At 64.0% G+C, this 16,180-nt stretch carries 10 protein-coding genes; 8 read left to right on the plus strand and 2 right to left on the minus strand.

Going from position 1 to position 16,180, the window contains the following annotated elements:
* Nucleotides 1–150 precede the first annotated feature (150 nt).
* The 8 genes from AC07PQ_RS21130 (at nt 151) to pelG (ending at nt 13,332) form a co-directional block, all read left to right on the plus strand.
* Nucleotides 151–1,083 carry an NAD-dependent epimerase/dehydratase family protein gene (locus tag AC07PQ_RS21130; protein WP_007925536.1) on the plus strand — a complete coding sequence of 311 codons (933 nt, stop codon included), beginning with the start codon at nt 151–153 and terminating at the stop codon, nt 1,081–1,083.
* 77 nt (nt 1,084–1,160) lie between these two features.
* Nucleotides 1,161–3,971, plus strand: a complete 2,811-nt coding sequence (locus tag AC07PQ_RS21135) for a bifunctional glycoside hydrolase/polysaccharide deacetylase family protein (protein ID WP_493186307.1) — start codon at nt 1,161–1,163, stop codon at nt 3,969–3,971.
* Nucleotides 3,949–7,539 carry a tetratricopeptide repeat protein gene (locus AC07PQ_RS21140; protein WP_493186306.1) on the plus strand — a complete coding sequence of 1,197 codons (3,591 nt, stop codon included), beginning with the start codon at nt 3,949–3,951 and terminating at the stop codon, nt 7,537–7,539. Before AC07PQ_RS21135 ends, AC07PQ_RS21140 begins: the two co-directional genes overlap by 23 nt.
* 28 nt (nt 7,540–7,567) lie before the next feature.
* The gene (locus AC07PQ_RS21145) at nt 7,568–8,089 is read left to right on the plus strand and encodes a hypothetical protein (RefSeq protein WP_007925542.1); all 522 of its coding nucleotides are present in this window, start codon (nt 7,568–7,570) and stop codon (nt 8,087–8,089) included.
* 5 nt (nt 8,090–8,094) lie between these two features.
* Nucleotides 8,095–9,465 (plus strand): PelD GGDEF domain-containing protein, encoded by a 1,371-nt coding sequence (locus AC07PQ_RS21150; RefSeq protein WP_493186305.1) that lies wholly within the window; start codon nt 8,095–8,097, stop codon nt 9,463–9,465.
* On the plus strand, nt 9,443–10,432 hold the full coding sequence (locus tag AC07PQ_RS21155) for a HEAT repeat domain-containing protein (RefSeq protein ID WP_493186304.1): 990 nt from the start codon (nt 9,443–9,445) through the stop codon (nt 10,430–10,432). The genes AC07PQ_RS21150 and AC07PQ_RS21155 overlap by 23 nt, the downstream gene beginning before the upstream one ends.
* Entirely contained in the window at nt 10,429–11,961 is a 1,533-nt protein-coding gene (gene pelF / locus AC07PQ_RS21160; protein ID WP_493186303.1) for a GT4 family glycosyltransferase PelF, read from the plus strand. The genes AC07PQ_RS21155 and pelF overlap by 4 nt, the downstream gene beginning before the upstream one ends.
* Nucleotides 11,962–13,332, plus strand: a complete 1,371-nt coding sequence (gene pelG / locus AC07PQ_RS21165; protein WP_007925551.1) for an exopolysaccharide Pel transporter PelG — start codon at nt 11,962–11,964, stop codon at nt 13,330–13,332.
* Between the two features lie 142 nt (nt 13,333–13,474).
* Here the strand turns inward: pelG and AC07PQ_RS21170 are convergent, their stop codons facing one another.
* Together AC07PQ_RS21170 and AC07PQ_RS21175 are read right to left on the minus strand one after the other, a co-directional pair.
* Nucleotides 13,475–14,743, minus strand: coding sequence for a condensation domain-containing protein (locus AC07PQ_RS21170; protein ID WP_493186302.1), 1,269 nt, complete (start codon nt 14,741–14,743; stop codon nt 13,475–13,477).
* Between the two features lie 9 nt (nt 14,744–14,752).
* Entirely contained in the window at nt 14,753–16,177 is a 1,425-nt protein-coding gene (locus AC07PQ_RS21175) for an MFS transporter (RefSeq protein ID WP_007925555.1), read from the minus strand.
* Nucleotides 16,178–16,180 lie beyond the last annotated feature (3 nt).

A 16,180-nucleotide genomic window follows, 5' to 3' on the forward strand; every position in this document is an offset into this window, starting at 1 on the left:
TCTGAAGCCCTCCAGGAAAAGGCGATACAGCCTTTGTTAAAGAGCAGGTATCCACGGAAATATCAGCCATAAGGCCAACAGCCATGGCTCATTTTCGTGGGGGTGCCGGTTTTAGACGATGGGGGTTGCGATATTTTTTAGGGATGATCTATGTCTGCCAAACGAGTACTGGTAACCGGCGGGGCTGGCTTCATTGGTTCCCACTTAGTGGATGCGTTGCTGGCAAGAGGCTATGCCGTCCGGGTTCTGGACGATCTCTCTACCGGCAAGGTCAGCAACCTGCCGATGGACTGTGCGGCCTTGAAACTGGTGGTCGGCGATGTCGCCGATGCCGCGACCCTCACTGAAGCCATGCAGGGGTGCAGCGCGGTGGTGCACTTGGCGGCTGTCGCTTCGGTCCACGCCTCGGTCGAACACCCGGCAGCTACTCATCGGAGTAATTTCATCGGCACGCTGCGGGTATGCGAGGCGATGATCGCCGCGGGCATCCGTCGAGTGGTCTTTGCCTCCAGTGCCGCGGTTTACGGCAATAACGGGGAGGGCACCCCGATTGATGAAGACACGCCCACGTCCCCCCTGACGCCTTATGCCGCGGACAAGCTTTCCAGCGAGCACTACCTGAATTTCTATCGTCGCCAGCATGGACTGGAGCCAGTGATCCTGCGCTTCTTCAATATCTTCGGGCCCCGCCAGGACCCGTTGTCGCCGTACTCCGGGGTGATCAGCATTTTCAGCGAGCGGGCGAAAACCGGACGGCCGATCGTGGTGTTCGGCGATGGCGAGCAAACCCGCGATTTCGTCTATGTCGAAGACCTGGTGAAGATCCTGCTCCAGGGCCTGGAACACCCCCAGCCCGCGGCTGATGCCACCAATGTCGGTCTCGGCGGGGTCACCACGCTCAATGACCTGATTACGGCCCTGGAACGGATCAGTGGCAAACCGCTAAGCGTGAGTCATGCCGCTGCCCGCTCGGGCGATATCCGGCATTCCAAGGCCGACAATCGCCGCTTGCGCGAACGCTTTGGCCTGGGGTCGCCAACCACCGTGGCTGAAGGCCTGGCACGGCTTTACCACAGTCTTTAATGCCACGCCTTGCGGGCCCGGTTGCAGAGGGCTCGCGGGTCCGGTATCGCGCGGATTGATCTACTCAAGAGTGATTTATGGACATCAAGTTTCGCAGGGGGCGTGTTTGCAAAGGGGTACGGCGGCTGTTTACCGCGCTGGCGTTGTGTGCGACCCACTCGGTGGTGCAAGCCTCGCCGGCGGCGCCCGCCAGTGTCGGGTTCTGGTACGCCGATCGGCCACCGCTTCAAGAGTTGGCGCAGTTCGAATGGGTTGTGGTCGAGCCAGGCCATATGAGCACCGCCAATGTTGCCACCTTGCGCGAACTTGGCAGCCAGCCGTTCGCTTACCTGTCGGTGGGTGAGTTCGATGGCGACCGCGTCGCCCTGGACAAAGCGTCGCTGACCCGCAGCGCAAGCACTACGCGTAACAAGGCCTGGAACAGCCAGGTCATGGATATTTCGACGCCGGCCTGGCGCGAACATCTGTTCAAGCGTGCCAAGGCGTTGCAAGGGCAGGGTTATGCCGGTCTGTTCCTCGATACGCTCGACAGCTTTCAATTGCTCCCCGAGGCTCATCGCGAACCGCAACGCAAAGCCCTGGCATCGTTTCTGCGGGAACTGCACAGCCGCCAGCCGAACCTCAAACTGTTCTTCAACCGGGGCTTCGAAGTGCTGGGCGAGCTCGATGGCGTTGCCTCGGCCGTGGCCGTCGAATCGATCCATGCCGGCTGGGATGCCTCAGCCAAGCGTTATCGCCCGGTTTCCGAGTCCGACCGCAACTGGCTTGAAGGTGAGCTCAAGCCACTTCGCGCGAAAAACATGCCGTTGGTGGCCATCGACTACTTGCCGCCCGACCGTCGCGAAGAAGCGCGCAAGCTGGCTCGCCAATTGAGCCAGGAAGGCTTTATCCCGGTGGTCACCACCCCGGACCTCAACGCCATCGGCATGAGCACCGTGGAAGTACAGCCGCGGCGCATCGCCATGCTCTACGACCCGCGCGAAGGCGAACTCTACGATCACGCCGGGCACCGGATGCTTGGCGGTCTGCTGGAATACCTGGGCTATCGGGTGGACTATCTGCCGGCCGATGCCAGTTTGCCGTCCCACAGCTTCGCCGGCCTGTACGCCGGGGTGGTGGTGTGGATGACCAGCGGCCCACCCCAGGACAGCCGTGCCTTTAATGGCTGGATTGGCCAACGTCTGGACGAACAGGTGCCGCTGGCCATCATGGCCGGCCTGCCGATCGAGGATCGCGCATTGCTCAAGCGCCTGGGGCTGAACCTCGCGGCGCCAGGGGCTCGCGGCGCACTGCGAGTGCTGAGCCAGGACAAGGCCCTGATCGGTGGCTTCGAGGCGCCGGTAGTGGCGCGCACCCGAGAGCTGACCCGTGTGACGCTGCTGCCCGACGGGCCGCAACCGGCCCTGTTGCTGGGGGATGAGCAGGGCGGCAAGTACGCCCCCGTGGCCATCGGCACCTGGGGGGGCATGGCCCTGGCGCCTTATGTGGTAGAGACCAATGTCGAGCGCAGCCGCTGGATTCTCGACCCCTTTGCCTTTATCCAGAAAGCCCTGCGCCTGCCGGCGCAACCGCGCCCGGACACCACCACCGAGAACGGCCGGCGGATCGCCACGGTGCATATCGACGGGGATGGCTTCCCATCCCATGCCGAAGTGCGCGGCACCCCTTATTCCGGGCGCCAGGTGCTGGATGACTACATTCGTCCCAACCCGTACCTGACCTCGGTTTCGATCATCGAAGGGGAGGTCGGGCCCAAGGGCATGTCGCCGTTCCTCGCCAGGGAGCTGGAGCCCCTCGCCCAGGAGATCTTTGCCGATCCCAAAGTCGAGGTTGCCAGCCACACCTACAGCCACCCGTTCTACCTGCAGCCGGAAAAGGCCAGGCAGGACGAGGACTTCCACGCCGAATACGGATTGCGCCTGAACATCCAGGGCTACAAGACCCTGGACTTCAAGCGCGAGATCGTCGGATCGCGGGACTACATCAACAGCCGCCTGACCACTGCGCAGAAGCCGGTGAAGTTGCTCTTCTGGCCGGGGGATGCGCTGCCCAGCGCCGAGACCATCAAGCTGGCCTACGACGCCGGGCTGAAAAACGTCAACGGCGGGCAGACCATCCTGACCAAAGCCAATTCGTCGCTGACCGGCCTGTACCCCTTGTTGCGTCCCACCGAAGGCGGCTTGCAGTACTACGCCCCGGTGATCAACGAGAACATGTACACCAACCTCTGGAAAGGCCCGTATTACGGCTTTCGCGACGTCATCGATACGTTCGAGCTGACCGACAGCCCACGGCGCCTGCGCGGGATTCACCTGTACTACCACTTCTATTCGGGCACCAAGCAGGCGTCGATCAAGGCCATGACCGATATCTACCGCTTCATGCGCGGCCAGCAGCCCTTGTCGTTGTGGATGAGCGACTACCTCGATCGGGTCCATGGCCTGTACCAGGCCAGCCTGGCCCGCACCGCCAATGGCGACTGGCAGGTCCGCGGCATGGACGGCTTGCGTACCCTGCGCCTGGACCCGGAGCTGGGCTGGCCGGATCTGGGTCGTTCGCGGAACGTGGCCGGTGTCCGCGATCTGCCCCAGGGCCGTTATGTGGCCTTGAGCGGCGACCATGCGCTGCTGGCCCTGCGGCCCGAGCGTGACCCGCGTCCGGCATTGGAGCTGGCGAATATTCCCTTGCGTGACTGGCGCTATGTGAGTGACCGACAGGTGAGCTTCTCTTTTGCCGGCCAATTCAACCTGGAGTTCTCGGTGCGTTCGGCCGGCGCCTGTCGGGTCGAGGTCCGGGGCCAACGTTATGCCGGCAAGTCCGAGCAGGGCCTGTGGCATTTCCAACTTCCCATGAAGCAGGTGAGTGATGCCCAACTCTTCTGCAACTAAGGCACCACGCGCACGGCTGCTCAACCCCTGGGCATTGCTGCTGGTGGCGATGGTCGTCGGCGTGCTGCTGTGGGCGACCTATCGCAACGAAGATACCTTCCGTCCCACGCTCGGCCCCCCGGACGAAGTGTCCGCCAGCTATGCCGAGGTGCTGCTGGCGGCCCATCCGGAAAACAACGAATTGCGCACCCAGCTGCTCGACCTGCTGATTCAGTTGGGCGATTACCCGAGGGCGGAAAAACACCTGGCCGAATGGCCACAGGCCGATCCCGCGCTGAAGTCCTACTACCGCCTGCAACTGGATGCCCTGGCGCTGACCAACAGCACCGACGGCCCAGCGTTGCAGGCCCTGGCCGAACGTTTCAAGGCCTTTGACTACAAGACGCTGCCATCCCCCCAGCTTGAGCGCCTGGCCACGCTGGCCTTGAGTGTCCAGGCCCCGGGGCTGGCCGCGGACGCCTATGCCGAACTGGCGAGTCGCGATCCAGGGCAGCGTGAGCATTGGCTGCCCGAGGCGGCGAAGTGGTACCAGGCCAGCGAGCAACCCGGACGCGCCGCCGACCTTTATGTGCAGTTGCTCGATGCCAGCCAGACGCCAGAAGCGCGTCGCCAGTTCCTGCAGGAAGCCTTCAACACCCTGGTAGCGGCGGATCGCGGCGCTCAGGCGGCCGAGCTGTTGGCCCGGGAACTGGCCGCCCAGCCGGATGCGCAATTCGATGCTGCGCTGCTTGACCGGGGCGTCGATGTGGCGGTAGCGCACAAGCGTCCGGACCTGGCCGAGTCATTTTTCATCGCATGGCGCAAGTCGCAGCCCGACAACCCGGAAGTCCTGGCCAAGGAGTTCAGGCAGCGACTGGCCTTCGGTGACCTCAAGGGCGCTCATGCGGCGGGCTCGCAACTGCTGGAGCAACATCCGGAGGATCCGTTGCTGCTGGAGCAGATGGCCCATCTCGCCGAATGGCGGGGCGACTCGGCCTCGGCGCTGGGCTACTGGATCAGCCTGAGCAAGCTGCGGGACAACCCGGCCGAGTTCGAGCACACCTGGCGCCTGGCGATGCAGAGCTACGACTTCGACCGGGGCATTCCGCTGCTGGCGGGGATCATGGACAGCCGGGCCCTGAGCAATGTCGAACTCGATGCCCTGGTGTACGCCGAAGAATCCCGGGGCACGCCCGAGCAGGCGGAAAAGTGGTTGCGCCGCTATGTCGCCAAATACCCGAAGCACCGCCTGGCCTGGGTCCGCCTGTTGCAGAACCTGGAAAATACCGAGCAGTACCCACAGCGGCTGGCGGTCTGGAAGAACTTCGCCAGCCGTTATCCGTTGACCAGCGCCGAGCGGGTGGACTGGGCCAACAACCACCTCAAGCTGTTTGACAGCCAGTCGGCCTGGAAGGTGATCACCGCGGTCGACGGCAACAAAATCAACGACCTCGACTACTGGCAGTCCCGTGCCGCGCTGGCCTGGGACCTGGAGTCGGACGATGAACTGCAGCTCGCACTGGAGAAGATGCTGGCCATCAAGGGCTCGCTCAATACCGGTGACGAGAGTCAGCTGATCGCCCTCTATCGCACCCGCGATCCGCGCAAGGCCTTGCAGTTGACCGTCGACAGCTGGCGCCAGGGGCACAATCCGCGGCGCCTGGTCGCGGCCCTGCAACTGGCCCAGGAGCTTCAGGACTGGCCATTGGTGATCGATCTGCTCAAGGAGGCTGACCAGTACCCGGAAGCCGCCGACTATTCCCAGGTCCTGGCAGCGCGCGGGGCGCTGCAGGTCCACCAGGGTCATCACGACGAGGCCCTGCGCCTGTATCGCCTGGGCTTGAGCCGCTTCCCGGAGGACAACACCTTCCGCGAACGCCTGATGTGGCTGTATGTCGACCTGGGGCGCACGGGCGAGATCAAGCCGCTGCTGCAGCAATGGCGTTCCCTGGCGCGCAGTGACAGCACGCTTTGGCTGCCGTTTGCCGCCGCCAGCCAGTTGCTGGGGCGCAATACCGAGGCCCTGGCCTGGTACCGCCTGTACCTGCAAGCCAATCCCCGGGACTGGATGGTCCAGGCGGCCTACGCCGATGCGCTGGAAGGCGCCGGTTATGCCGACTCGGCCCAGCGCCTGCGGCTCAAGCTCAATCGTCAGGTGACGCCCGAGCAGATCCGCGCCACGCCCCAGGGCTATGCGACCTGGCTGCGTCTGGTGGCCAGCAGCTACTCGTCGCGCAAGGCGCAGAACAAGGCGATGCAGTGGCTGGACGGCTCCAGGCCGATGCTGCAGCTGTGGTTCGAGCAAATGCTGGTGTGCCTGGAGGACATCAATCAGTCGGCGCAGAAGGATGACTGGCTGGCCTGGGCCCGCGCCCGTGGCCTTAAGGTCAGTCGCTACGAACAGATCCAGCAAGCCCTGCGCGGCAACAATCGCCAAGCCCTGGAACGCCTGGTGGCCAGCGATGGCCTCGACCCGGCGCAGCGGGTCGAGGCCCTGAACAGCCTGGGTCGTGGCGGCGAAGCGCTGGCCGTCGACCTGTCGGCGCTGGGCGAGGACCAGTCTCCCGCGATCCGTGAGCAATTGCGGCGCCAGGCCATCGAGATGACCGAGCGCACGCCCCAGGGCGTACAAATCGCCTGGGAACGCCAGGATTACGGCGGACTGGTGTTCAACGGCCCGCGCCTGAGCGCTGCGCGTTACCTGAATGACGACTGGTACGCCAAGCTCGTGGTGGAGCAGGGCCGATACAGCGGCGACACCCTCGATGAATCACGCCTGGGCAACGAGACCAATACCGGATTGACCTTGCAGCGGCAGTTGGAGGACGGCAACTACACGCTGATCTTCGACAGCAGCCTGCGCAAGGACGATGACCGCAACGGCCTGGGCGCCAGCCGCACCTGGCAGGTGGACAGCGGCAACGAACTGGACGTCGGCGCCGACTGGCACCGTAAGAACGAGGACAGCGGGCTGATGCGTGCCTTCGGCCAGCAGGACGATGTCTGGGTCGGCGGGCGGCATCGCTATTCGGCCCGTGACCAGTTGTCCTGGAGCCTGGCCCAGCGCTGGTTCTCGACCCGCAGCGGCGATGACCTGGGCAGTGGCCAGGCATTGAAAATCGAGTTCGACCACACCTTGCAGTTCGAAGGACCGAACTGGGCATTGCGCAGCGGCATCGACTACCAGCAAAACAGCCTGGACCACCGTTCGCTGCCCAACCTGGCCAATACCCTGGGCGGGGGCATCGACCTGGCGGGGGCCGGCCTCGAGGATCCGAACCAGATCACCAGCCAGACCCTGCTGCAAAAGCGCTACGGCCAGCTGTTCTTCGGCAGTTCGTGGCGGCGTGGCTTCCCGGGGGCACTGAACCGCACGCGTGGGCAGTACACCTGGCTGGTAGACGTCAGCTCAGGCTGGCAGTGGACCGACAACACCATCAACTACGCCGTCAGTACCGGTGTCGGCACCGAGGTGATAGGGGATGACGAATTGGCGGTGACCTTCGGCTACCAGTCGGCCCCACAAGGCGGAACGGGCAAGTCCGGGGGCACGGCAGGTGTCAGCTACAGCGTCCGTTTTGGACGCTGATCATGGAATTCAAAGAGGAGTGAACCTTATGCAATCCATTCGTTGCGTGAGTCTGGCGATGGTCGCCTTGCTGATGGCCGGCTGCAGCAGTTTTACCGGTCAGGACAGCCCCGAGCTGTCGAAATCCGCCCGCTGGGGCGTGTTGCCGCTGGTCAACTATTCCCAGACGCCCCAGGCCGGCGAGCGCAGTGAGCAGATTCTGCTTAGCGTACTGAGCAGCCGGGGCCTGCAACCCCAGGTCTACAACGGCGCGGCGGGGCAGGGCGAACAAGCCCTGCTCGACGATAACGAGCGCCTGGCCGGAGCCATGGATTGGGCTCGCGAGCAGAATCTCGACTATGTGGTGTCCGGCAGTATTGAAGAGTGGCAGTACAAGAACGGCCTGGATGGCGAGCCGGCGGTGGGCATCAGCCTGCGGGTGGTCGAGGCGGGCACCGGCAAGGTGCTCTGGAGCAATAGCGGCGCCCGTGCCGGCTGGTCCCGCGAAAGCCTGGCCGGCGCGGCGCAGAAGGTGCTCGACAAGCTTGTCGGTGGCCTCAGGATCGAGTGACTGTCATGAGATCTCCACACATGGACTACGCGCTGGCGCCCCGCGCCAGCGGTCCGGCGTCATGGCTTGAAACTTTCCTGGTGACGGCCCTGGTCATCGGCGTGGGGCTGTGGCTTGCGCCACAAGACCCGCTGCAGGTGCAGGGCGAGTTTCCCTGGTCGGTGCTGGCGCCACTGTTGCTGGGCGTGCGCTACGGGTTTGTCCGCGGCCTGATCAGCGCCAGCCTGCTGGTAGCGGCGTTCTTCATCCTGCGCCAGTCGGGGCTGCCCGGTTACGCACAGATCGCTCCCTCCTACATTGTCGGCGTGCTGGTCTGCGGCATGCTCGTGGGCGAGGTGCGAGACCTGTGGGAACGGCGATTGCTGCGCTTGCAGATGGCCAACGAGTATCGCCAGTACCGGCTCGACGATTTCACCCGGGCGCACCAGATTCTGCGGGTGTCCCACGATCGCCTGGAGCAGCGCCTGGCCGGCAGCGACCAGAGCCTGCGCAGTTCGTTGCTGGGCCTGCGCGATCGCCTGCGCGTGCTGCCCAATGGCGATGACCCGCTGAGCCTGCTGGCCGAGCCCGTGCTGAGCCTGCTTGGTCAGTACGGCTCGTTGCGGGTCGCCGCGCTGTATCGCGTGGAACAGGCCGGCCATGCGTCGCCGAACCTGAGCCTGCTGGCCGCCACCGGGACCATGGGGCCCCTGGACCCCAACGACCTGCTGGTGCGCCTGTGCCTGGAGCGCGAGGAACTGGTGAGTGTGCGTGAAGAGCTGCTCGATAGCGGCGGGCAGGCTTCGGTGTCGTCCCTGCAGGCCTGTATTCCCTTGGTGGACACCCAGGGACAGGTGCTGGCGATCCTCGCGGTACGGCAGATGCCGTTCTTCGCCTTCCAGGAGCGCACCCTCAGCCTGCTGGCGCTGCTGGCCGGGCATATCGCCGACCTGCTGCACTCTGACTTGCAGGTGCTGCAACTGGAAAGCGACGATGCCCAACACTTCACACGCCAGCTCAAGCGTTCGCTGGTGGATGTCGAGCAGCACGGCCTGTCCGGTTGCCTCTATGCATTTGAATCGAACCAGGCCAACGATGAACTGACGCGGCTTTTCGAACGCAGCCAGCGCGGACTGGACCTGCACCTGGGCCTTGCCAACAACCGCGGGCACGCTCTGTTGCTGGTGCTGTTGCCACTGACCAGTGCTGAGGGCGCCCAAGGCTATCTGGCGCGCCTGGGCAAGCTGATTCACGAGCATTTCGGCATGAGCGTGGAACTGGCCAGCCTGGGGGTCACCGTGCTGCCTTACGACCTGGAGTCGGCCCGGCAACGGGATGGGCTGCGTAACTTCCTGTACAACGAGTGTGGCCTGAATGATCAGCAAGTGGCTGTTTAGCGCAGCGTTGTTTTTCGAGGCGGGGAGCTGGGCCAGCCTGACGGCGCAGTTGCCCGACCCGCAGATCGCGCTGCTGTATGCAATGACCCACGGGATCGCCTGCGGCCTGCTGACGGCGGCGGTCTGGCGGCTGCTGCCGGCGCGCTATCGCACGCCGTTGCCGTGGAGTCCGCTGTTCATTTTCAGCCTGGCGTTCTTTGTCCCGTTGCTGGGCTCGGTGGGGGTGATTGCGGCGATCTTTCCGGCGCTGTATCTGCCCCGCAAGCGCGATACGCAGATGTGGCAGGCCGTCGGCATTCCCGGCCTGCCGTTTCGCGCGCAGTCCCATTTGCATTCGCCGACCTTCGGTAACAGTGGCTTGCAGGATGTGTTGCGCCACGCGCCGGACCCCGACCAGCGCCTGGCGGCGTTGCTCGCCACCCGCAGGATGCCGGGCAAGGAAGCGGTGCCGATTCTGAAGCTGGCCCTGGGCGATCCGAGCGACGATGTCCGTCTCCTGGCGTACTCGATGCTCGACAAGCAGGAAACCGATATCAACCAGCGGATCCAGTTTTCCCTCGAACAGTTGCCCGGTGCCGCGCCCAGGAAGGCCGGCGCCCTGCATGCCACCCTGGCGCGCTGGTACTGGGAACTGGCCTACCTGGGCCTGGCCCAGGGCAGCGTCCAGCTGCACGTGCTGGAGCAAGCCGGCGAACATGCCAGGCTGGCGCTGGAGGCGGGAGAGGGCGGCGAGTTGCTGTTGCTGGCCGGGCGTATCGCCCTTGAGCGCGGCGATATCGACAAGGCGCGGCTGCATTTGCACCAGGCCCAGGAAGCGGGCATGGACCCGGCCAAGGTCTTGCCATTCCGTGCCGAAATCGCCTTTGAAAGCGGAAACTATGCGGAGATTCCCGCGCTGTTGAGCCGCTTGCCGCCGCAGATGCAACAACGTCCGCCCTTTGCCGGGCTGATAAGGACCTGGACATGAAGAAAACCGTCAACCCAACGCCCATCGCCGATGTCTGCCTGTTGCTCGAGGGCACCTGGCCTTATGTGCGCGGCGGTGTGTCCAGCTGGATTCACCAGATGATCCTCGGGCTGCCGCAACTGACCTTTTCGGTGTTGTTCATCGGTGGCCAGCGTGCAGCCTACGGTCAGCGCCGCTATGAGATTCCAGCCAACGTCGTGCACATCGAAGAGGTGTATCTGGAGGAAGCCTGGCGCAATCCGAAGCACAGGCGAGTCGCCCACACCGCGTCCCTGGAAGAATTGAGCAACCTTTACCGTTACCTGCACAACCCGGAAAAACCGGCCGCCGAGCTGGGCATTGGCGTGCTCGATTCCCTGGCCCAGGCGCGGATCACCCTGGATGACGTGCTCTACAGTCGCCCCAGCTGGGAGGCGCTGACCGAAGGGTACGAGCAGCATTGCGCCGATCCTTCCTTCGTCAATTATTTCTGGACCCTGCGCACCATGCAGTCGCCGTTGCTGATGCTGGCAGATGCCGCCCGACGCATGCCGCGGGCGCGGGTGCTGCACTCGATTTCAACCGGTTATGCCGGGCTGGCGGGCTGCATCCTCAAGCAACTGTGGGGGTGCCAGTTGCTGCTCAGCGAGCACGGGATCTACACCAAGGAGCGCAAGATCGACCTGGCCCAGGCCAGCTGGATCGCCGAAACCAGTAACCAGGCGCTTAACGACAGCATGGACACCGGCACCGGTTACATCCGTATGCTCTGGGTGCGTTTTTTCGAGCGCATCGGTCATCTGGTCTACGACAGCGCCGACCAGATCATTGCCTTGTACGACGGCAACCGCCAGCGACAGATCAAGGACGGCGCACCGGCCGAGCGCACCCAGGTGATTCCCAATGGCATCGACCTGCAGCTCTGGACCCAGGCCCTTGAGTCCCGGGCCGAAGGCATCGCCCCCGTGGTCGGACTGATCGGCCGGGTGGTGCCGATCAAGGACGTGAAGACCTTCCTGCGGGCCATGCGGGGAGTGGTCAGTGTGATGCCGCAGGTCGAAGGCTGGATCGTCGGGCCGCAAGAGGAAGATCCCGAGTACGTCGCCGAGTGTCGCAGCCTGGTGGCCAGCCTCGGGCTGGAGCAAAAGGTGCTGTTCCTCGGGTTCCAGAAGATCCAGGACATCCTGCCGCAACTGGGCCTGATGGTGCTGACGTCCATCAGCGAGGCCCAGCCCCTGGTGATTCTCGAAGCCTGGGCCGCCGGCACTCCAGTGGTGAGCAGCGACGTGGGCTCCTGCCGTGAGCTGATCGAGGGCGGCGAAGCGTCCGACCGCGATCTCGGGCTGGCCGGGGAGGTGGTGGCGATCGCCGATCCCCAGGCCACGTCCCAGGCAATCATCGACCTGCTGCGCAGCCCCGAGCGCTGGAAGTCCGCCCAGGCCGCCGGCTTGTCGCGGGTTCACCGCTACTACAGCGAAACCTTGATGATCGAGCGCTATCGCAGGCTTTATCACAGCGCCATGGGCACCCTGCAAAAGGAGGCCGTGTAAATGGCCGGTATCGGTTTCGAACTGCGCAAGATTCTCTCGCGCGACTCCTACACGGCGACGCTGCATGCCTATGTCTATGCCGGCCTGATCAGCTCCGGGCCCTGGGTCCTGTCGATTCTCAGCGTGATGCTGGTGGGGGTCATCAGCCTTGGGCTGGTGGTCCCGGAGGTGGTGATCCGCCAGTTCCTGATCACCGTGACCTACCTGATGGCCACGTCGCTGATCCTCACCGGCGGCTTACAACTCTTCTTCACCCGTTTTGTCTCCGACCGCCTGTTCGAGCGCAAGTACGAGCAAATCCTGCCGAACCTGGTGGGCATGCTGCTGCTGGTGACCCTGGGGGCCGGGGTGCTGGGCATCCTCCTGTTGATCACCTTGTTCGACCAGGGGCTGATCTACCGCCTGCTGACCCTGGCCAACTTCGTGGTGCTCTGCAACCTGTGGCTGGTGATCATATTCCTCTCGGGGATGAAGGCTTATAACCGCATCCTGCTGGTGATGCTGGTGGGCTATGGGCTGATGGTCGGCAGCGCATTCTTCCTCAGGCACCTGGGCATGGAAGGGCTGCTGCTGGCGTTGCTGCTGGGGCACAGCAGCCTATTGTTCCTGTTTCTCTACGACATCCTGCGCGAATACCGGGCCGAGAAACTGGTGGCCTTCGACTTTCTGGACCGGCGCCAGGTGTTTGTCAGCCTGCTGTTGACCGGGCTTTGCTACAACCTGGGAATCTGGATCGACAAGTTCATCTTCTGGTTCAACCCGCAGACCTCGAGCCAGGTGATCGGGCCGATGCGCGCCTCGATTCTTTATGACTTGCCGATCTTCCTCGCCTACCTGGCGATCATTCCTGGCATGGCGGTGTTCCTGGTAAGGATCGAAACCGACTTCGCCGAATGGTACGAGCGCCTGTTCCGGGCGGTGCGCGACGGCGAGACCCTGCAGCATATCGGTTCGTTGAAAGCCGAGATGACCTTCTCGATCCGCCAGGGCCTGCTGGAAATCTGCAAGGTCCAGGGGCTGACGGTGGTTCTGCTGTTTCTCTTTGGCCCGCGCATACTGGAGTGGCTGGGGATGTCCAGCTACTACCTGCCGCTGTTCTATATCGACTTGATCGGGGTGAGCATCCAGGTGGTGTTCATGGCGATCCTTAACGTGTTTTTCTACCTCGATAAACGGATGATCGTGCTGGAACTGTGCCTCTTGTTCGTGGCACTCAACGGCGCCTTGACCCTGCTGAGCCTGTACCTGGGGCCGAGCTTTTTCGGCTATGGCTTCACCTTCTCGCTGCTGCTCTGTGTACTGCTGGGGCTCGCGCGGTTATCGACGGCGCTGGATGACCTGGAGTACGAAACCTTCATGTTGTCTCGTTGAAACTCAAGCCGGTCAGTGAGGATTGAACACCCCCACGCGTTATCGGCAGGAGCGATGCCCGGCTCGTTGCAGCCAGGCCATCCGCCAAGAGCGCAGGACTGGGCGAACTGCGCTCTTGGCGGTGGTCTACACGCTTTGCGGATCAGTCGCCGGGAATGCTTTGCAGATCGCTGATCATCTGTTCGATGACCTGTCCTGCATGGTCGCCATAGGCTGCGGCGTCCATGTCGATCCGCCCCGAAATATGCTCGGTGTGCTCATCCAGGGTGATTTCGAAAGCCACGCGGCAGGTATCGTTGGGCAATAGCCGCAGGCTCATCCACTGGTTGTCGCCCAGGGCGATGCGGCTGCCTGCGCTGCGTGAGTTCCAGGCGTTGAACAGCTGGGGAAACGGCAGTTCGAAGCTGGCGGTGCGGGTAGACATGCCCTCGGGATACAAGGCTGCCGGCTCCATGTCCTGGCGAGCCGCGGCATTGATCACCGCCCGCTGCACACGCTTGATCACCGCGGCCAATGGCTCGCCGGGCTCATGCCGGGTACTGACCGGGATGGTATTGGACAACGGCCCCACCAACTTCTGGGCCGCGGCGCCCGGGCGATTGGCGAAGGGGACGCCGGTCACCACGGTGGCAACACCGCTGACGACACTGATTGCCCGTTGGTAGATGGCCAACAGCAGCACGAACGGCGTCACGCGCTGGGCCCTGGCATAGTCCAGAACCCTGCTGCGCGGCACGCTGGAGGTGAACGTCAGGCTCTGCATGCGCCCCATGCCGCCAGCGCCTTTGGCGCGCAGTGCGTCGAGCCCGTAGGGCCCCGTCCCCGGGTAGATCTCAAGCCGTTGTGCCGCGCTTGCCGGCGGCGGCAGGTGCTGCTGCCGGCAATAGTCGTTCCAGGCGCTGCAGGACACCGGGGGCAGGCCCGAGTAATGCTGGGCGATATCCTCCAGCAGCAGGTCAATCGACGCGCCATCGCAGGTATAGATCCAGAAGCCGATCCAGATATGCAGGCCAGCCTCGTCTACCGCCGAGGCGATGCGCAGCCCGGGTTCGGCGGCTTGCCTGGCCCGATAGGCCAGGAAGTCCTGGTCGGTGACGGCGGCCTGCACCTTGCCCAGTTGCTCACGCAACGCCTGGCGCAATGCCTGTTCGCTGGGGGCCCGGCCGACCAATTGTTCTCCTTCGATCTCGAATCGGGCCGCGAGGATCGGATGCCGAGCCAGGGTCTGGGCCACGGCGTCGAATACTTGCGCATGGCAACACTGCGCGCTGAAGTCCAGACGCAGCGCGCCAGAATAGGCGCGCCCCGTCTGGTCAAGCATCGCCCCGGTCCATTTTTCCCGCAGCCCCGCGACGCTGGAAAGCGTCGCCAGGGGTCCCTTGAAGGGAGGGATCAGGTAGTTCTGATGCATGACGATAACCTACGGCTGGGGGCTCGATGGGGCCGGCTCGAGAGCCAGGGCATTGCGTCCGGCCCAGATCAGCAAGGCACCCCCGATCATCGCCAGCGCCGACAGTGCGAAAGCGCTGACGAAACCATTGGCGGTGATGGTCGGCACTGCGGTGCTGTCGGAGACGGCCAGGCCCACGGCAGCCAGCAGGGTGACCCCGAACACCTGGAACAACTGCTGGATGGTGGTGGTGATACCCGAGCCGGCACCGGCATCCGCCTCGCTCAAGTCACTGGTGGCCAACGACTGAGCGACCGGTGCGACACAACCGAAGCCGATGGAGGTGACCAGCATGGCCGGGAGCATTCCCAGCCAGTAGCTATGCAGGGGTACGCCGAAGGCAAACAAGGCGAAACCCAGCGCCGAGGTTGCCAGGCCGACGACCGCTGCGGCCTGCGGGCTCCAGCGCTGCATGACGAACTGCGAAAGGAAGATGCCGGGGAAGAAACCCAGGCAGAAGGGCAGCCAGGCCAGGCCAGTCTGCATCGGGCTCAGGCCGAGGTAGTCTTGCAGCAGCAATACGCCCAGGTAGAACAAGGCGCCGGAGGTCGCCGCCAGGATGGCCACGATGGCGTAGCCGGCCAGGCGGGGAGAGCGAGCCATCAGGCGTGCGGGAATAATGCCGTTTTCCGAGCGCTTGCAACGACGCAGCACCAGGGCGATACCCAGCAAGCCCAGCACCAGGAGCGCCACGCGTTGTCCGGGCAGGTGCTCGATGCCGGAGCCCATCACGGCCATGACGGTCGCGGCGACGGCCACCACCAGGATCAGTGCGTTGCCCAGGTCCAGAGGGGTGGAAGTGCGGTGGGTGAACTTGGGAATCATGACCATGGTCGCCACGCTCAGCAGCATGACGATCGGCACGTTGATCCCGAACACCCAGCGCCACGACAGATAATGAGTCAGTACGCCGGACAGCAGTACGCCGATGATCGAGCCCAGGCCGCCCAGTGCCGCCCAGATGCCAAACGCCTTGCCGCGCTCGGGGCCTGCGGGAAACAGCAACGACACCATGGCCAGCCCGGTGGCCGAAGCCAGGGCTTCGCCGACCCCTTGCCCGGCACGGCTGACGATCAGCACGGTGGCATCTTCGGCGAAGGTCGCCAGCAAGGAAAATGCGCCAAAAATCACTACGCCGACCTGGAAGGTGCGCCGCACCCCAAAGGCGTCGCCGATCCGCCCGCCCAGCAGCAACAGCGATCCGGCGGTGATGAGGTAGGCATTGACTACCCAGGTCAGGGACCCGTCCGTGAGTCCCAGCTCGTGCTTGATCCGTGGCAGGGCCACGTTCACCACGGTGGCATCCAGTAGCAGTATCAGCTGGATGATCGAGATGACAGCCAGTGCCTGCCATCGTTTTTCATTGAGCGTTGCATTCGCAGGTGTGTGAGTCATGTT

Source organism: Pseudomonas sp. GW821-FHT09E12, from assembly GCF_059416085.1.